This window comes from Actinokineospora fastidiosa (assembly GCF_014648415.1).
GTDB lineage: Bacteria > Actinomycetota > Actinomycetes > Mycobacteriales > Pseudonocardiaceae > Actinokineospora > Actinokineospora fastidiosa.
Window position 1 is genome coordinate 308,303 of record NZ_BMRB01000001.1, and the last position, 16,754, is coordinate 325,056.

General features: G+C 73.4%; 13 protein-coding genes. 2 read left to right on the plus strand and 11 right to left on the minus strand.

The features are described from left to right. Positions 1-18: 18 nt before the first annotated feature. From IEY98_RS01380 to eno, 4 genes are all read right to left on the minus strand, one after another. Positions 19-1,284, minus strand: coding sequence for a lytic transglycosylase domain-containing protein (locus IEY98_RS01380; protein ID WP_229786444.1), 1,266 nt, complete (start codon positions 1,282-1,284; stop codon positions 19-21). A 183-nt stretch (positions 1,285-1,467) separates the two neighbouring features. Beyond that, on the minus strand, positions 1,468-1,980 hold the full coding sequence (locus IEY98_RS01385; RefSeq protein ID WP_189208449.1) for a DUF501 domain-containing protein: 513 nt from the start codon (positions 1,978-1,980) through the stop codon (positions 1,468-1,470). Beyond that, entirely contained in the window at positions 1,977-2,423 is a 447-nt protein-coding gene (locus tag IEY98_RS01390; RefSeq protein ID WP_189208450.1) for an FtsB family cell division protein, read from the minus strand. The genes IEY98_RS01385 and IEY98_RS01390 overlap by 4 nt, the downstream gene beginning before the upstream one ends. Then, positions 2,423-3,709: a phosphopyruvate hydratase gene (eno, locus tag IEY98_RS01395; protein WP_189208451.1), complete on the minus strand. Its 1,287-nt coding sequence runs from the start codon at positions 3,707-3,709 to the stop codon at positions 2,423-2,425. Before eno ends, IEY98_RS01390 begins: the two co-directional genes overlap by 1 nt. A gap of 127 nt (positions 3,710-3,836) precedes the next feature. On the opposite strand from eno, the gene IEY98_RS01400 reads away from it, so the two are divergent. After that, positions 3,837-4,223 (plus strand): tetratricopeptide repeat protein, encoded by a 387-nt coding sequence (locus tag IEY98_RS01400; RefSeq protein WP_189208452.1) that lies wholly within the window; start codon positions 3,837-3,839, stop codon positions 4,221-4,223. Between the two features lie 18 nt (positions 4,224-4,241). Here the strand turns inward: IEY98_RS01400 and IEY98_RS01405 are convergent, their stop codons facing one another. The 6 genes from IEY98_RS01405 to IEY98_RS01430 form a co-directional block, all read right to left on the minus strand. Then, positions 4,242-5,033, minus strand: a complete 792-nt coding sequence (locus tag IEY98_RS01405; protein WP_229786727.1) for a lytic transglycosylase domain-containing protein — start codon at positions 5,031-5,033, stop codon at positions 4,242-4,244. 59 nt (positions 5,034-5,092) lie between these two features. Further along, on the minus strand, positions 5,093-5,923 hold the full coding sequence (locus IEY98_RS01410) for a class I SAM-dependent methyltransferase (protein WP_229786445.1): 831 nt from the start codon (positions 5,921-5,923) through the stop codon (positions 5,093-5,095). Positions 5,924-5,941: 18 nt separating this feature from the next. Continuing rightward, complete coding sequence (locus tag IEY98_RS01415) at positions 5,942-9,148, minus strand: S41 family peptidase (protein WP_189208454.1); 3,207 nt, start codon at positions 9,146-9,148, stop codon at positions 5,942-5,944. A gap of 56 nt (positions 9,149-9,204) precedes the next feature. Then, a complete protein-coding gene (locus IEY98_RS01420) occupies positions 9,205-9,363 on the minus strand; it encodes a hypothetical protein (RefSeq protein WP_189208455.1) in 159 nt (52 codons plus the stop codon). A gap of 169 nt (positions 9,364-9,532) precedes the next feature. Beyond that, complete coding sequence (locus IEY98_RS01425; RefSeq protein ID WP_189208456.1) at positions 9,533-10,438, minus strand: nucleoside triphosphate pyrophosphohydrolase; 906 nt, start codon at positions 10,436-10,438, stop codon at positions 9,533-9,535. Continuing rightward, the gene (locus IEY98_RS01430) at positions 10,435-11,427 is read right to left on the minus strand and encodes a SurA N-terminal domain-containing protein (protein WP_189208457.1); all 993 of its coding nucleotides are present in this window, start codon (positions 11,425-11,427) and stop codon (positions 10,435-10,437) included. The genes IEY98_RS01425 and IEY98_RS01430 overlap by 4 nt, the downstream gene beginning before the upstream one ends. Positions 11,428-11,563: 136 nt before the next feature. Here IEY98_RS01430 and IEY98_RS01435 point away from each other — a divergent pair, with 136 nt between their 5' ends. Continuing rightward, the gene (locus IEY98_RS01435; RefSeq protein ID WP_189208458.1) at positions 11,564-12,985 is read left to right on the plus strand and encodes a DUF2079 domain-containing protein; all 1,422 of its coding nucleotides are present in this window, start codon (positions 11,564-11,566) and stop codon (positions 12,983-12,985) included. A gap of 1 nt (position 12,986) precedes the next feature. On the opposite strand, the gene mfd is transcribed toward IEY98_RS01435, so the two are convergent. After that, positions 12,987-16,568: a transcription-repair coupling factor gene (gene mfd / locus IEY98_RS01440; RefSeq protein ID WP_189208459.1), complete on the minus strand. Its 3,582-nt coding sequence runs from the start codon at positions 16,566-16,568 to the stop codon at positions 12,987-12,989. Between the last annotated feature and the right edge of the window lie 186 nt (positions 16,569-16,754).

Genomic DNA, 16,754 nt, shown 5'->3' on the forward strand with positions numbered 1-16,754 from the left:
GGGGCGTGGCTTCCGCGCTTACAGCGGCGTGGACGAGGTGGCCGAGGTCGGCGTCGGGGACGTCGTGGTGGTGCTCTGGGCCTCGTCCGTCCCCTCCGGCGCGCACGGGTCCTCGACGGGCGTCGTGGTCGTCGTCGGCGTCGTCGGGGCGGTGGTCGTCGGGGTCGGCGTCTCGCACGAGGGGCTCGTGGTCGTCGTCGTGGTCGTCGTCGGCGACGTGGTGGTCGTCGTGGTGGTGGTCGGCGACGTGGTCCTGGTCGGACGGCTCGGGGAGACGGGCGGGCGGGTCTCCCGGCTGGGCGGCACGGTCGTCGTCGTGGGCGGCGTCGTGGTGGGCCTGGTCGTCGGGCTGCCCGTCGTGGGCGGCGGGACCTGGCCGGAGTCGGAGTTCGACGGCGGGTTCGCAGGCTGCGGGATGTCCCGCACCGGGACCGGGGCCAACGGCGTGACGCCCTTGCCGTACGCGTTCGACCAGAGGATCACCGTGCGGACGTAGCTGTCGGAGTGGTTGTAGCGGAAGATGGCCGTGGCCAGCTGCTTCGGGTCCGACAGGTCCATCCCGCCCGAGCACAGGTACTTGCCCGCGCCGAGGGTGGCGTCGTAGATGTTGTTCGGGTCGGACACGCCGTCGCCGTTGCCGTCGGAGGCGTAGCCCGCCCAGGTCGACGGGATGAACTGCATCGGGCCGACCGCGTGGTCCCAGACGGTGTTGCCGTCGTAGCGGCCGCCGTCGGTGTCGGCGATGGCCGCGACCGGGCCCGCGCCGTTGAGCTCGGGGCCGAGGATGCGGCCGATGGTGTCGCCCTTGGCGTCGGCGCGCCCGCCGCGGGCGTGGCCGGACTCGATGCGGCCGATGCTGGCCAGCAGCGGCCACTTGAGGTTGCAGTTCGGCGTGGTCGCGGCGAGGGTCTGCGCGGCGCGCATGTACGCGCTGAGCATGTTGCCGGGGATGCCCAGCGGGCCGCTCGGGTAGCCCGCCGTCGGGCCGCCGGTCAGCGCCAGCAGGTCCGGCTTGTCGGCCAGCTCCAGGATCTTCGGGCCGATCCGGTCGTTCTCCGGCTTGGAGCCGTCGGCGCCGAGGGTGCCGGGGTCGTCGAGGCCGCCGCCGAGCGCTCCGCCCGGGTTGCCCGCGAGCGCGACGTCGTCGCCGGGCTCCAGCCACGGCGCGGGCTCACCCGCCACCGCGACGGGGACCAGCAGCATCGCGCCCGCGGCGGCGACGGCGCTGCGCCGCCTGCCCCGCTCGCGACCCCTGCGGTGCCGTCCGCCCTGCTTCCCACTCACGATGGTTGACCCGCCCCTCGTGTCGAACGCCACCCGTGAGGCCGATCGCCCTCGGGTGACCCAACGTGTCCGGCCACCTACCATGCCTCATCCGTGGCCGAGAGTCACCGAATCTGGGGAAAATCTCAGGGAGCACGCCCAAAGGTCTGTTCCCAGTTGCCCTTCTGGACGGTTCCTTGTCACCTAATGCGCAGTTGTCGCCGATTCGTCGGAACCGGCGGTAGCCACGCAGTCACCGGCGGGCCACTCGCCCGCGAGCCGGGCGATGGCCTCGTCGCCGAACGGGTTGACCCCCGGCCCCTTGGCCAGGGCGTGGGCGACGTGCACGTGCAGGCACTTGACCCGGGTGGGCATGCCGCCCGCCGTCACGTCGGTGCCCAGCGGCTCGATCGCGTCGCGTTCGGCCAGGTAGGACTCGTGGGCGGCCCGGTAGGCGGCGGCCAGCGCGGCGTCGGCGGCCAGCCGCTCGGTCATCTCCCGCATGAGCCCGGTCGTCTCCAGCGTGCTGACCAGGGAGTTCAGCCGGGGGCACGTGAGGTAGTACAGCGTCGGGAACGGGGTGCCGTCGGGCAGCCGCGGACTGGTCTGGATGACGTTGGGGTGCCCGCTCGGGCAGCGGGCGGCGACGGCCCGCACCCCGCGCGGAGTCCGGCCCAGCTGCTCGGCCACGACGGCGATATCGGCTTCGGCGATCATCCCGCCATCGACTCCCACAGCTCCTGGTACCACGCCTGGTCGGGGAGCGGCGTGCGCTCCTGGTCCGGCTGCCCCTCGCTGGGCAGTTCCACCATGTACGGGGTCTCCCCCGGCATCACGAACCGCAGCCGGGCGCGGGCCTCGGCCTTGATCTGCTCCGGGTCGGCCAGCTCCGCGCGCCTGCGCTCCAGCTGGTCGACCTGCGCGCGCAGCTCGGCCTGGCGCTGCTCCTGGATCTCCACCTCGGAGCGCTGCGACAGGTAGGTGCGCAGCGGCACGGCGACGCTCAGCGCGAGCGCGCAGACCACGGTCGCCAGGATGGCCGCGCGCCGGGTGGTGGTGACCCCGAAGGGCAGGCTCAGCGCGGCGATGCGCCGGGACAGGCCGCGGACCGGCCCGCGCGCGGCCGTCCGCCGCCCGCGGGTCCGGTCCGGGCCCGCCATCACGCCTCCGCGGAGAACCGGGGGAAGGCGAGGTCGCCCGCGTACCGGGCGGCGTCGCCGAGGGTCTCCTCGATGCGCAGCAGCTGGTTGTACTTCGCCACCCGCTCGCTGCGGGCCGGGGCGCCGGTCTTGATCTGGCCGACGCCGGTGGCCACGGCCAGGTCGGCGATGGTGGTGTCCTCGGTCTCGCCGGAGCGGTGGCTCATCATGCTGCGGTAGCCGTAGGAGGTGGCCAGGGTGACCGCGTCCAGCGTCTCCGACAGCGTGCCGATCTGGTTGACCTTGACCAGCAGCGCGTTGGCGGCGCGGCGGGCGATGCCCTCCTCCAGCCGGTCGGGGTTGGTGACGAACAGGTCGTCGCCGACGAGCTGGACGCGCTCGCCGAGGTCGGCGGTCAGGCGCACCCAGCCGTCCCAGTCGTCCTCCGACAGCGGGTCCTCGATCGAGACCAGCGGGTAGGCGTCGACCAGCCCGGCGTAGTAGGCCGACATCTCCTCGGCGGACTTGCGGGCGCCCTCGAAGGTGTAGGCGCCGTCGGAGAAGAACTCGGTGGCGGCCACGTCCAGCGCGAGCGCGATGTCGCGGCCGACGGCGTAGCCCGCCTTCTCGATCGCGGTGATGATCAGGTCGAGCGCCTCGCGGTTGGTGCCCAGGTTCGGCGCGAAGCCGCCCTCGTCGCCGAGGCCGGTGGCCAGGCCCTTGCTCTTGAGGACGGACTTGAGCGAGTGGTAGACCTCCGCGCCCCAGCGCAGCGCCTCGCGGAAGGAGTCCGCGCCGATCGGCGCGATCATGAACTCCTGGATGTCGACGTTGGTGTCGGCGTGCGAGCCGCCGTTGAGGATGTTCAGCATCGGCACCGGCAGCACGTGCGCGTTGGGGCCGCCGAGGTAGCGGAACAGCTCAAGGCCGCTGGACTCCGCCGCCGCCTTGGCCACGGCCAGCGAGACGCCGAGGATGGCGTTGGCGCCCAGGCGCGACTTGTCCGGCGTGCCGTCGAGGTCGACCAGCTTCTGGTCGACGATGCGCTGGTCGACGGCGTCGATCCCGCTCAGCTCGGGGCCGATCTCGTCGAGCACGGCCGTGACGGCCTTCTCCACGCCCTTGCCCAGGTACCGCTTGGGGTCGCCGTCGCGCAGCTCGACCGCCTCGTGCTCACCGGTCGACGCGCCGGAGGGGACGGCGGCGCGGGCGAGCGTGCCGTCGTCGAGCGCCACCTCCACCTCGACGGTGGGGTTGCCGCGGGAATCCAGGATCTCGCGCGCGCCGACCTGCTCGATGACAGCCACGTCCAGCTCCTCACAAAGCGTCCTTCGTGTCGGTTCCGAGCCTAGCGGGACGCCTGTCCGGTCAGTTCCGTGGCACGCCTGTCGCGCCTATCGAAAAAGCGCTGCGTGCGCGTACTGTGAGTGGACCATGACCCAGGACGCCGACCGCACCTTCGCGGCTTTCCGCCAGGCGGAACGGCTGGTGGCCCAGCGCCGCCCGCTGGACGCCCTCGCGGCGCTGGCCCCTGTCCTGGAGGCCGAGCCGAACGCCCCGTCGGTGCACCTGCTGGCGGGCCGGGCCTATCTGGGCTCGGCCCAGCTGCGCCGGGCCGAGGCGGCGTTCCTGCGGGTGCTGGAGCTGGACCCGACCGACCACTACGCCCGCTTCGCCCTGGGGCGGACCCTGCAGCGGCAGAGCCGGTTGGAGGAGGCGCAGACCCAGCTGCGCATCGCGGTCGCCATGAACCCGGCCCCGGAGTACCAGGAGGCCTTCGGCGAGATCTCGGCCCGGCTGGCGGTGGAGCGCGACCGCTAGGCCGGGTTCCCGCTTCGCCTACTTGATCTCGGCGGCCTTGCGGGCGTAGGCGTCGGCGCCGCTGAACACGTCGCGGCCGTAGCGCTCGGAGCGGTTGTAGGTCAGCACGGCCTTCCACCAGCCCTCGCCGGTGGCGAGATCGCCGCCGCTGGCGCAGAGGTAGTGCGCGGCGGTCAGGGTGGCGTCGTCGACGTTCTGCGGATCGGCCGGCGCGCCGTCGGCGTTCGCGCGCAGCGACCAGCGGGCCCAGGTCGACGGCAGGAACTGCATCGGCCCGACGGCGCGGTCCCAGCGGGTGTCGCCGTCGAGGCGGCCGCCGTCGGTGTCCGGGATGGCCTTCACGCCGGGGGAACCGTCGAGCGGGATGCCGATGATCGGCTTGGACAGGCTGCCGTCGGGGTTGATCCGGGTGCCGTTGTAGCGGCCGTGGTGGGACTCCACGCGGCCGATGCCCGCCAGGGTGGTCCAGGTCAGGTTGCAGCCGGGGGCCGTGCCCCGGATGCGCGACTCGGCGTTGACGTAGGCCACCAGCGTCCGCGCGGGGATGTCGGTGGCCGCGGCGAACCGCTCGGCCCACCCGGCCAGGTCCGGCTGGACCGGGGCGGGACGGCCCTGCGGCGCGGCGGCGCCGGGGTCGACGTCCAGCTGCGGCACCACGAACGCGGGCTGCCGGGGCGCGGCCGCCGGGCGGTCGATCACCTCAAGCACGAAGATCCCGGTGCCCGCGAGCAACACCAGCACGGCCGCCAAGGCCAGTCTGCGCAGCGGTCGGCGGGCCCCGGGCGGGCGGGGCGGATCCGCGGTCAGCATGTCGGCCACGCCACCCAGGCTACGTGCCCGCGCCCCCGGACCGTCCGCCCCCGGGCTGATCAGGGCTTAACTGCCCGCAGGGCGTACATCAGCGGGATGCGGGGCGCGTCGTCGGGCAGGCGGTGCCATGGTCCGACGGTGTTGACCATGCCCTCCCAGCGCTTCCACGGGATCTCCGGCGTCTCGCGCAGCAGGTCGAGGCGCAGGCCCGCGCCGAGCAGGGCGGTGATCACCTCGCCCAGGCCGTGCCGCCACTCGTAGTACTCCGTGGCCTCCGACAGCGGCGGGCCGTCGGTGTAGGTATAGGTGCCGTCGACCCGGATCGGGCCGCGGTCGCCGAGGTAGTCGTCGCGCAGGGTCAGGGTCTCGTCGTCGCTCGGGATCAGGCCGAGGGTGTAGAGCACCGGGTGGAACTCCACGAGGTAGAGGAACCGGCCCGGGCGCAGCAGCCCGGCCACCTGCTCGGCCCACAGCGGCAGGTCGGGGACGAAGACGAGCGAGCCCTTGCCGGTGTAGACGACGTCGAAGCGCTCGGGGCCCAGGGCGTCGACGGCGGCCAGCACGTCGCCGTGCACGTAGGTGATCCCGGGGACCGCCCGCGCGGCCTCCAGCGACGCGGCCGACAGGTCCAGCCCGGTGACGCGCGCGCCGCGCTCGGCCAGGGCGCGGGTCTCGCTGCCGATGTGGCACTGCAGGTGCACGACGTCGCGGCCCGCGAGATCGCCGAGGTCGTCCCACTCGTGCGGGGCGAACCACGCCGAGGGTTCCTCGGCGTAGAACCGGCTCGCCACGTGGATGGGGACGCGCGCGTCCCAGTTGGCCTCGTTGGCGCGGATCATCGCGGAGAAGTCCATGCCGCCGATCTTGCCGGGGGCGGCGGGGAAAGCCACCCCCGGCACGGTGATCGGCTACAGCGGCGGGATGTCCGGCGGGGTCAGCGCCGGGCGCTCGGCCAGGGTCTCCAGCGCGATGCGCACCGCGGTGTCCAGCTGCGGGTCGCGGCCGGCGGCGTGGTCCTGCGGCGTGATCGGCACCTCGACGTCGGGGTCGACGCCGTGGTTCTCCACGCCCCACTCGTAGCCCTGCATCCACGTGGCGTAGCGCGGCTGGGTGACCATGGTCCCGTCGACCAGCCGGTACCGCATGTCGATGCCGACGACGCCGCCCCAGGTGCGGGTGCCCACGATCGGGCCGATGCCCAGCGCCTTGATCGCGGCGTTGACGATGTCGCCGTCGGAGCCGGAGAACTCGTCGGCGACCGCCACCACCGGGCCGCGCGGCGCGTCGGCCGGGTAGGTCTCCAGGTAGTAGCCGTCGCGGGCGCGGCCCCAGCCGACGATGCGCCGGGCCAGCTTCTCGATGATCAGCTGGGAGAGGTGGCCGCCTCGGTTCTCCCGCAGGTCGACCACGATGCCCTCGCGGCGCATCTCCATCCGCAGGTCGCGGTGGAACTGCGCCCAGCCGCTGGCGATCATGTCCGGCACGTGCAGGTAGCCGACGCGCCCGTCGGACGCGGCGTGCACGTGGGCGCGCCGGTCGGCCACCCACGCCTGGTAGCGCAGCGGCTCGTCGTCCAGCAGCGGCTCGACGACGACGCGGCGCACCGACCCGCCGTCCTTGGGCAGGACCGTCAGCTCGACCGGCTTGCCCGCCGTGCCCACCAGCAGCGGGGCGGGCCCGCGGTCCGGGTCCACGGGACGGCCGTCGACGGCGGTGATCGCGTCGCCCGCGCGCACCGCGACGCCCGGCGCGCGCAGCGGCGAGCGGGCGCGCGGGTCGGAGCTCTCCCCCGGCACGACGCGGGTGATCCGCCACCGGCCGTCGGCGTCGCGCTCGAGGTCGGCGCCGAGCAGGCCGAGCCTGCGCTTGTCGTCGGCGCCAGTGCCCGGCGGCATGACGTAGGCGTGCGAGGTGTCGAGCTCGCCCTGGACCTCCCACAGCAGGTCGACGAGGTCGTCGTGCGAGCCGACGGTGTCCACCAGCGGGCGGTACCGGTCGAGCACGCCCGCCCAGTCGACGCCGCCGAGGTCCGCGCGCCAGAAGTGGTCGCGCATGAGGCGGCCGTTCTCGTCGAACATCTGCCGCCACTCGGCCGCCGGGTCCACCCGCACGCGGATGCGGCTGAGGTCGACGCCGATGTTGTCCTCGGAGCGGTCGTCGGAGTCGGACTTGCGGTCGGCGGGGACGACGCGCAGGGAGTTGCCGTCCTTGACGACGAGCCGCTGCCCGTCGCCGCTCGGCCAGACCCGGTCGAAGCCGTCGACCAGGGTGTCGATCTTCAGCTTGGCCAGGTCGAAGCGCTCGAGCACCGAGCGCGGCTCGGCCTCGCCGAGCACGTCGAGGTCGTCGCCGAGGGAGCCGGTGAGCGGGTCGCGCCGCCACAGCACGCCGCCCTTGACCGCCCACAGCCCGGAGAAGCGGGCCGCGGGCACCGGGAAGGCGACCACCCTGTCCTCGATGCCCTCGACGTCGACGCTGGTGCGCGGCGTCTTGTCGTCGTCGTCCTTGTCGTCGTCCTTGCCCTTGTCGTCCTTGTCCTCGCCGAACGGCCTGCCGTCGCGCAGCGGGGCGAACGGCGACGGCGTGGTGGCGGCCAGCGGCACCAGGTAGGGCCGGGTCCCGTTGGCGAAGGACAGGTCGAACACGTGCACGTCGTAGATCGGGTCGAAGCTGCGCGCGGACAGGAACGCGATGTGCTTGCCGTCCGCGGTGAACGCGGGCTCCCAGTCGACGAACCGCAGCGGCGTCACGTCCACGATGGACAGGTCGGCGGTGTTGACCATGCGGATGTGGCGCAGCGGGTCGGGGCCCGGGTGCGACCAGGCCAGCCAGGCCGAGTCCGGGGAGAACACCAGCCCGGTCGGGTCGGACTCGGTGGCCCGCACGACCTCGCGGATGTCGCCGTCCTCGGCGTCGACGAGCAGCAGCCGCCCGTCGTGGGTGGCCAGGCCGACGCGCTTGCCGTCCGGCGAGGTCGCCAGCTCCAGCACCCGGCCCAGCTGCCCGGCGCCCACCCGGCGCGGGGTGTCGCCCGGGTCGACGCCCGCGACCGGGGCGAACTCCAGGGCGTCCTCGCCGTCGACGTCGGTGACCCAGACGACGCGGCCGGTGTCGCCGAGCACGCGGGGCAGCCTGCCCCGCACGCCGTCGGCGACGCCGAGCGCGCGCACCGGGCCGTCGCGGTGGGTCAGCCAGTGGATGGTGCCGCGCACCTCGACCACGCTGGCGCGGCCGGTCTTGTCCGGGCCGACGTCGCCCAGGTGCGGCGCGGGCGAGATCTGCCGGGGCTGGCGCGACACCCGGGGTCCGCCGAGGCGGATGTCGACCGGGCGCGGCTCGGCGTCGAGGCTGTCGTGCAGCCAGATCCGGCCCGCGCGGTGGTAGACGACCCGCTCGCCGTCGGTGCTGGCGTTGCGCGCGTAGAACTGCTCGTGGCTGGAGTGTTTGCGCAGGTCGGAGCCGTCGGGCAGGCAAGAGTAGAGGTTGCCGACGCCCTCGTGGTCGGACAGGAACGCCACCCGGCCGCCGACCCACATCGGCGACTGGATGTTGCCGTCCACTTCGGACAGGATGCGGGTGAACCCGCCGCTGCCGTCGGCGTCGACCCACACCTTGCCCGCGGTGCCGCCGCGATAGCGCTTCCAGTGCGCGGGCTCGCGGAAGTAGACGCTGCCGACCACCACGCCGCCGCCGTCGGCGATGTCGACCTCGCTGACGTGGCCGAAGGGCAGCCGGGTCGCGGGGGACCCGTCGGTCGGCACGGCGTAGGCCCACGACCGCGACCGCGACGCCTGGCCGACCGACGAGGTGGCCAGCACGTGCCCGTCCGGCGTCCAGCCGCGCACGGACGTGCGCAGGTCGCCCCAGTAGGTCAGGCGGGTGCTCGGGCCGCCGTCGACCGGGGCGAGGTGCACTTCGGGCTCGACGTCGCGCTCACTGCGCCATGCGATGGCCGTTCCGTCGCGGGACAACCGCGGATTGGCCACCGGGACCTGGTCGGCGGACACCCGCCAGGCACGGCCGCCCGCGACGGGCGCCAGCCACACGTCGTCCTCGGCGACGAACGTGATCAGGTCGTGGCGCACATGGGGGAATCTCAGGTAGGCGTCGGTCACCCTGCCAACGTAGTCACCCTCGGCACAGCGCGACGACGATTTGCGGGTGGAGGCGGCTAGAGGACGCTCTTGAGCCCGGCCCACACGTCCACGACGGCGACCGCGGCGGAATCGGTGTTCGAGGCGTACGGCGGGGGCAGGACCTGAGCGGAGGCGTGCGCACCGCTGATCACGGTGAGTGCGGCACAGCAGGCGAAGACAAACAAACGACGCACGGGGAACTCCTATGGACGAGCGGTACGTCCATGGTGCGCTGGCGTTTCCGGAAAAGAATCTGCCAAACGGCCCAGTTCAGGGCCCTGCGTTGTCCCGCTGAGCGAACAATGCGCGCCGTACCAGCGTCGCCCGATTTTAAACATCAAACAGCTGCGATGTTCGTCACAGTTATCGGGGCCAGTACGCGCGCCAGTCGTCCTCGGTGAGGGTGTCGACGCCCGCCGCGCGGGCGGCGGTCTCGGCGGCGCGGACGTCGGCGGCGAAGGCGCGGGCGACGGCCCGCAGCTCGCCCTCGGGGTCCTGGCCAGCGAGCCTGGCCAGCGCGGCGGTGTCGAACAGCCGGGCGCCGGGGGTGCCGCCGGAGGGCAGCAGGTCGGCGGGCAGGCCAGCGCGGGCCGTGCGCTGGACGAGCTTGGCGGCCAGCGCCAGCGCGGGCTGGCCGAGGGCGACCCCGTCCACACAGGATGCGCGGCGCTTCTCCCGCTGCTTGAGCTCCTCCCAGCGGTGCTCCTGGGTGCGGGCGTCGCGCACGGCGGGGTCGCCGTCGCCGAAGACGTGCGGGTGCCTGCCGACCAGCTTGGCGACCAGGTCGGCGGCGACGTCGTCGACGGTGAACGGGTCGGTCGGGTGCTCCTCGGCGACCCGGGCGTGGAAGAGGACCTGCAGCAGGACGTCGCCGAGTTCCTCGCGCAGCGCGGCGCGGTCGCCGTCGTCGATGGCCTCCAGCAGCTCGTAGCACTCCTCGACCAGGTACTGGCGCAGGGACTCGTGGCTCTGCTCGGCGTCCCACGGGCAGCCGCCCGGGGAGCGCAGCCGGTCCATGACCTCGGCCGCGGCGACCAGGCCGGTGCCCGGGGCCGCGTGCAGCGGGACGCCCTCGGCCAGCAGCGCGGCGGCGGCCGGGTGGGTCAGGTCGTCGGTGAGCAGCACGACCGAGCCGTCGGCGGGGCCGGGCGCGGCCAGCGCGGGGTCGACGCCGCCCACGACCTCCACCCGGGCCGCGGTGCGCAGCAGCGGCACCGCGGAGTCCGGGACGGTCCGGCCGCGCACGAGCACGACCGCGGAGTCGGTCACGGCTTCGCGGTCCCCATCGGCATCACGAACCCGGTGGTCTCCTGCTCGCTGGCGGCCACGCCCATCGCCGCGGTGTCCCACACGCCGTAGCGGGGGCTGATCTTGACGCCGATCTCGTCCACCATCGGCTGCAGGATGCGCGGGCCGAGCGCGGTGGCCAGGCGCGGGTCGTCGGTGGCCGCCGGGTCGGGCTGCGCGTCGGTGCTGCGCTCGCGGATCACCGCGACCACCCACGCGGGGTTCTCCGGGCTGGGCTGGAAGCCCACGACGTTGCCCGGCGGCGTGCCGAACAGCACGGTGCCCGCCAGCTCGCCGACGCCGGTCGCGGTGAAGACCTCGCCCTCGCCTGCCTGGCTGCCCGCGGCGATCTCGGCGCGGACGACCCGTGCTGCCTCCTCGGGGCTCACGGCGAGCCTGCGGGCCATGTCCTCGGCCTTGCCGCGCAGCGACCCGGCGGGCTCGTCCGGTCCGCCGGGGCTGACCAGGACGTAGTCGAAGGTGACCGCCAGCGTCGGCGCGGCCTGCTGGCCGAGCTTGAGCCGGATCAGGTAGCCGCGGGCCAGCTCCGCCGGGTCGAACACCCGGTTGACGGCCTGCTCGACGATGACGTCCGCGGTCGCGCTGCCGTCGGTGGGCAACGGCTTCAGCGTCTGGGTCACCTGCGCCGCCAGCTGGTTCACCTGGCCGGGGTCGACGGTGACCGAGTGCTTGCGCGCGTAGGCGTCGGTCAGCTCGGTGAGCACGAGCTGGCGCAGGATCGCCCGGGACAGCAGGTCCAGCTTGCGCTGGTCGGCCAGCACCTGGGCGGCGGGCTCGATCTCGACGGCCCGGTCGACCAGTTCCTGCACCCGGTCCACCGGGATGGTCTTCCCACCCACGATGGCCGCGGCGTTGACCTGGCTCGGCCCTGACGAGCAGGCGCTCAGCACCAGCCCGACCACAACCGACAGCAACGCAAGCCCGCGACGGCGGCGAATGACAGTGGTCACAGTGCTGAAGCCTCTCATAAGGGTTCCTCAGCTCGACGGGCACCCGTTCGGGCGAGTTCCGCAGGTGCGGGCGTCCTGATCCGGTGGACGGCGCGGCTCGCTACCGTCCGTCCGGACGACGCGAGGGGGCGCACACGTGACGACGGTCCTGCAAGTGCGCGCGCGGGTCAGCCGGTGGCCCGAGCGCTGGCTGGCGGTGCTGCTGTTCGCCTTCTACGGCGCCATGTCGGTCAACCGGCACCTGATGATGCAGACGACCGGGTACGACCTGGGCATCTTCGAGCAGGCAGTGCGCGCGTACGCCGAGGGGCGGGCGCCGGTGTCGCCGCTGCGCGGGCCCGGGTTCTCCCTGCTCGGCGACCACTTCCATCCCGCGCTGGCCGTGCTCGCGCCGGTCTACCGGCTCTTTCCCGACGCGGTCACGCTGCTGGTGGCGCAGTCGGCGCTGCTGGCGGTGTCGGCCGTCCCGCTGACCCGCCTGGCGGTGCGCAGGCTGGGCGCGCCGTTCGGGTACGTGGTGGGGGCCGGGTACGGGCTGTCGTGGGGGCTGCTGGCGGCGGTCGACTTCGACTTCCACGAGGTGAGCCTGGCCGTGCCGCTGCTGGCGTTCGCCGCGGTGGCGCTGGTCGAGCGGCGGTGGGGGCACGCGGTGGCGTGGTCGCTGCCGCTGGTGTTCGTCAAGGAGGACCTGTGCCTCACCGTGGCGGCTGTGGGCGGATACCTGTTCCTGCAGGGTCAGCGTCGGATGGGCATGGCCGTGGTGGGGGTGGGGCTGGGCGCGTTCGCGCTGATCGTGGGGGTGGTGATCCCGGCGTTCGCGCCGGACGGGTCGTACGGCCAGGGGCACAACCTGGGGCTGTCCGACGTCGGCCCGCTCGACGCCTGCCTGCTGGTGCTGGACCGGCTGGCGTCCCCGGTGAACCTGCTGACCCTGCTCGCGCTGCTGGCCCCGACCGCGCTGCTGGCGGCGTTCTCGCCCATCGCGCTGCTGGCCGCCCCCACCCTGCTGTGGCGCTTCACCTCGGCCAACCCGTTCCACGCCGCCACCGGCTTCCACTACGACGCGGTCCTGATGCCGATCGTGTTCGCCGCGCTCATCCACGCCCTCCAGGCGCATTCCCGCGCCGACCGCCTGCCCACCACGCCCCGCCCACCGCTCCGGGACCGCGTCTGCTGGCACACGGGCCTGCGCAGGCTTGTCGTGGCCGCGACGGTCGTGATGGCCGCCTTCAGCGTCACCACCATCCTCGACGACCGCCACTGGCGCGCCGACGACCGCGTCCACACCGCCCGCGCCCTGATCGCGCTGATCCCGGAGGGGACGACGGTGGCCGCGTCCAACCACCTCGCGCCCCAACTGACCGCCACCCACACCGTCCAGCTGTTCCCCACCTACCAGGGCAACCCGGTGGACGCCGAATGGCTCCTCGTCGACACCGACTTCGGCGAATGGCCCTCCCCCGCCGACGACCAAGCCCGCGAACTGGCCACGCTCGAATGGACCGCGTACACCCGGGTCCGCGAAGCCGACGGCTACGTCCTCCTCCACCGCCGCTGACTCAGCCCACCGGGGCCGGGGTGGCGGCCAGGGACTCCAGGAACCTGGCGCACCAGTCGAGGAGGTCGCGGTCGCGGAGGACGGGGGCGCCCATGCGGCCGCCTGCGGCGCCTTCGGTCGGGCGGGGCACCGAGACCGTGTCGGTGACGGCCTTGTAAACGGCCTTCGGGTACAGGCGCTTGAGGCGGATCATCTGGGAGTCGCGCAGGGGCATCGGGGCGAAGCGGATGGTGTTGCCCTGGGTGACGACCTCGGTGACGCCGTGCTTGCGGCACAGCTGGCGGAAGCGGGCGACGGCCAGCAGGTTGTCCACCGGGACCGGCGGCTCGCCGTAGCGGTCCACCAGTTCCTCGCGGACCGCGGCCAGGCCGTCCTCGTCCACGGCCGCGGCGATCTTGCGGTAGGCCTCCAGCCGCAGGCGTTCGCCGGGGACGTAGTCGTGCGGCAGGTGGGCGTCGATCGGCAGGTCGACGCGGACCTCGGCCAGTTCGTCCTCGTCCTCGGCCCCCGGTGCGCCCGCGTGCTTGCGGAACGCCTCGACCGCCTCGCCGACCAGGCGCACGTACAGGTCGAAGCCGACGCCCGCGATGTGGCCGGACTGCTCGGCGCCCAGGATGTTGCCCGCGCCGCGGATCTCCAGGTCCTTCATGGCCACCGCCATGCCCGCGCCCAGCTCGGTGTTCTGGGCGATGGTGGCCAGCCGGTCGTGCGCGGTCTCGGTCAGCGGCGCCTCCGGCGGGTACAGGAAGTACGCGTACCCGCGCTCGCGCCCGCGCCCGACCCGGCCGCGCAGCTGGTGCAGCTGGGCCAGGCCCAGCATGTCCCCGCGCTCGACGATCAGCGTGTTCGCGTTGGAGATGTCCAACCCGGTCTCGACGATCGTCGTGCACACGAGCACGTCGTGCTCGCGCTCCCAGAACCCCTGGATGATCTTCTCCAGCCGGTCCTCGTTCATCTGGCCGTGCGCGGTGACGATCCGCGCCTCCGGGACCAGCTCACGCAGCCTGCGCGCGGCCTTCTCGATCGACGACACCCGGTTGTGCACGTAGAACACCTGGCCGTCGCGCAGCAGCTCGCGCCGGATGGCGGCGGCCACCTGCTTGTCGTCGTACGCGCCGACGTAGGTCAGGATCGGGTGGCGGTCCTCCGGCGGGGTCAGGATGGTCGACATCTCCCGGATGCCCGCCAGCGACATCTCCAGCGTGCGCGGGATCGGCGTCGCCGACATCGTCAGCACGTCGACGTGCGTGCGCAGCGCCTTGATGTGCTCCTTGTGCTCGACGCCGAAGCGCTGCTCCTCGTCGACGATGACCAGACCCAGGTCCTTGTACCGCAGTCCGGTCTGCAGGAGCCGGTGCGTGCCGATGACGATGTCGACCGAGCCGTCGGCCAATCCGGCGACCGTCGCCTCGGACTCCATCGGGTCGGTGAAGCGGGACAGGCCCTTGACCGTGACCGGGAACGAGTGCATGCGCCCGGCGAAGGTGTTCAGGTGCTGCTGGGCGAGCAGCGTCGTGGGCACGAGCACCGCGACCTGCTTGCCGTCCTGCACGGCCTTGAACGCCGCGCGCACGGCGATCTCGGTCTTGCCGTAGCCGACGTCGCCGCAGATCACCCTGTCCATCGGCACCGGGCGCATCATGTCGGCCTTGACCTCGTCGATCGCGGCCATCTGGTCGATGGTCTCGGTGAACGGGAAGGCGTCCTCCAGCTCGCGCTGCCACGGCGTGTCCGCGCCGAAGGCGTGCCCGGGCGCGGCCTGGCGCGCGGCGTAGAGCTGGACCAGTTCGGCGGCGATCTGCTTGACCGCCTTGCGCGCCTTGGCCTTGGTGTTCTTCCAGTCCGACCCGCCGAGCTTGTTCAGCGTGGGCAGCTCGCCGCCGACGTAGCGGGAGACCTCGTCGAGCTGGTCGGTGGGGACGAACAGCCGGTCGCCGGGCTGGCCGCGCTTGGCGCTGGCGTACTCCAGGACCAGGTACTCGCGGGTGACCGAACCCCCGGCGGCGTCCTTGACCGCGCGCTGCACCATCTCGACGTAGCGGCCGATGCCGTGCTGCTCGTGCACGACGTAGTCGCCCGGCTTGAGCGCCAGCGGGTCGACGGCGTTGCGCCGCCGCGACGGCATCTTGACCGACATGTCCCGGGTGGACGTGCCGTGCCTGCCGCCGGTGACGTCGGCCTCGGTGAGCACGGCCAGCGCCCGACCGGCGGCGATGAAGCCGTCGTCGAGGCAGCCCTGCACGACGGTGACCAGGCCCTTCGCTGGCTCCTCCGTCAGGCCGTCCTCGGCGAAGGTGGCGGGCACCTCGGCCTCGGCGAGCTGCTCGACGGCGCGCTGGGCGGTGCCGTGTCCGGGCACGACCAGCACCGCGGCCCCGCCCGCGGCGGTGTGCGCGCGCAGGTCGGCGAAGGCGCGGGTGACGTCGCCTCGGTAGGAGTCGACCGGCCGGATGTCGATGTGGTGGGCGTCGCCGCCGGTCAGCTGGCTGAGCGTCCACCACGGGTGGCCGGTGTCGCGGGCGTGCGCGGCGATGTCGTTGAGGTCGCGGTAGGCCGACGCGCCGAGGTCGATCGGGGCCTTGCCGCCGCCCGCGGCGGCCATCCAGGAGGCCTCCAGGAACTCCTGGCCGGTGCGGACGAGGTCGTGGGCCCGGGTGCGGATCTTCTCCGGGTCGTTGAGCAGGACGTGCGCGCCGTCGGGCAGGACGTCGGTGAGCAGCTGCATCTCGCCGGGGAGCAGCGCGGGGATCAGCGCCTCCATGCCCTCGGTGGGGATGCCCTCGGCGAGCTTGGTCAGCATCTCGTGCAGGTGCGCGTCGGCCCCGTGGTGCTTGGCCAGCTCGGCGGCGCGCGACCGGACGGCGTCGGTGAGCAGCAGCTCGCGGCAGGGCGGCGCGGTGACGGTGGCCAGCTCGCCGGGCAGCGACCGCTGGTCGGCCACGGAGAACGGCCGGATCTCGGTGACCTCGTCGCCCCAGAACTCGACCCGCACGGGATGCTCGGCGGTCGGCGGGAACAGGTCGACGATGCCGCCGCGCACGGCGAACTCGCCGCGCTTCTCGACCATGTCGACGCGCGCGTAGGCGAGGTCGGCGAGGCGGGCGATGGTCTGCTCGAAGTCGGACTCGGCGTTGACGGTGAGGATCACCGGCCGCAGCTCGCCCAGGCCGGGCGCCATCGGCTGGATCAGGCTGCGCACGGTCGCCACGACGACCAGCAGCGGGCCGTCGGGGTGCTCCTCGGGGTGGGCGAGCCTGCGCAGGATCGCCAACCGCCCGCCGACGGTGTCCGCGCGCGGGGACAGCCGCTCGTGCGGCAGCGTCTCCCACGAGGGCAGGTTGGCGACCTTCTCGCGCCCGATCAGGTCGCCGAGGACGGCGGTGAGGTCGTCGGCCTCCCGCCCGGTCGCGGTGACGGCGAGCACGGCCTTCCCCGCCCCGGCCAGCGCCGCGACGACGAGCGGCCGCGCGGCCACCGGCCCGTCCAGCGCCAGGCTCCCCGCCCCGGCAGCCTCCACGACGGCGGTGAGGGAGGGGTCTTGGAGAACAGTCTCGAGCAGCCCGTTCAACGGAGCCTTCGCCACGCTTGGTCCCTTTTCGACGCGATGTGCACGAACGCGGACAGACCCCTGCCCGGGACCTGAAGCCACCGGAAGGGGTTCTCCTCCCAAGCCTACGCGGCCGACCGACGCTCCCGGCGACCGCCCGAGTTCACCCTGTCCAGCGACTCGACGGCTGGTGTTTCGCAAAATAGGCTGTTTCGCGTGACT

Excerpts from the sequence above, each read along its gene's own strand:
- IEY98_RS01390 (WP_189208450.1), bottom strand. The coding sequence starts at position 2,423 with ATGGCGGGCCCGGACCGGACCCGCGGGCGGCGGACGGCCGCGCGCGGG.
- IEY98_RS01400 (WP_189208452.1), top strand. The coding sequence starts at position 3,837 with ATGACCCAGGACGCCGACCGCACCTTCGCGGCTTTCCGCCAGGCGGAA.
- IEY98_RS01385 (WP_189208449.1), bottom strand. The coding sequence starts at position 1,980 with ATGATCGCCGAAGCCGATATCGCCGTCGTGGCCGAGCAGCTGGGCCGG.
- IEY98_RS01405 (WP_229786727.1), bottom strand. The coding sequence starts at position 5,033 with ATGCTGACCGCGGATCCGCCCCGCCCGCCCGGGGCCCGCCGACCGCTG.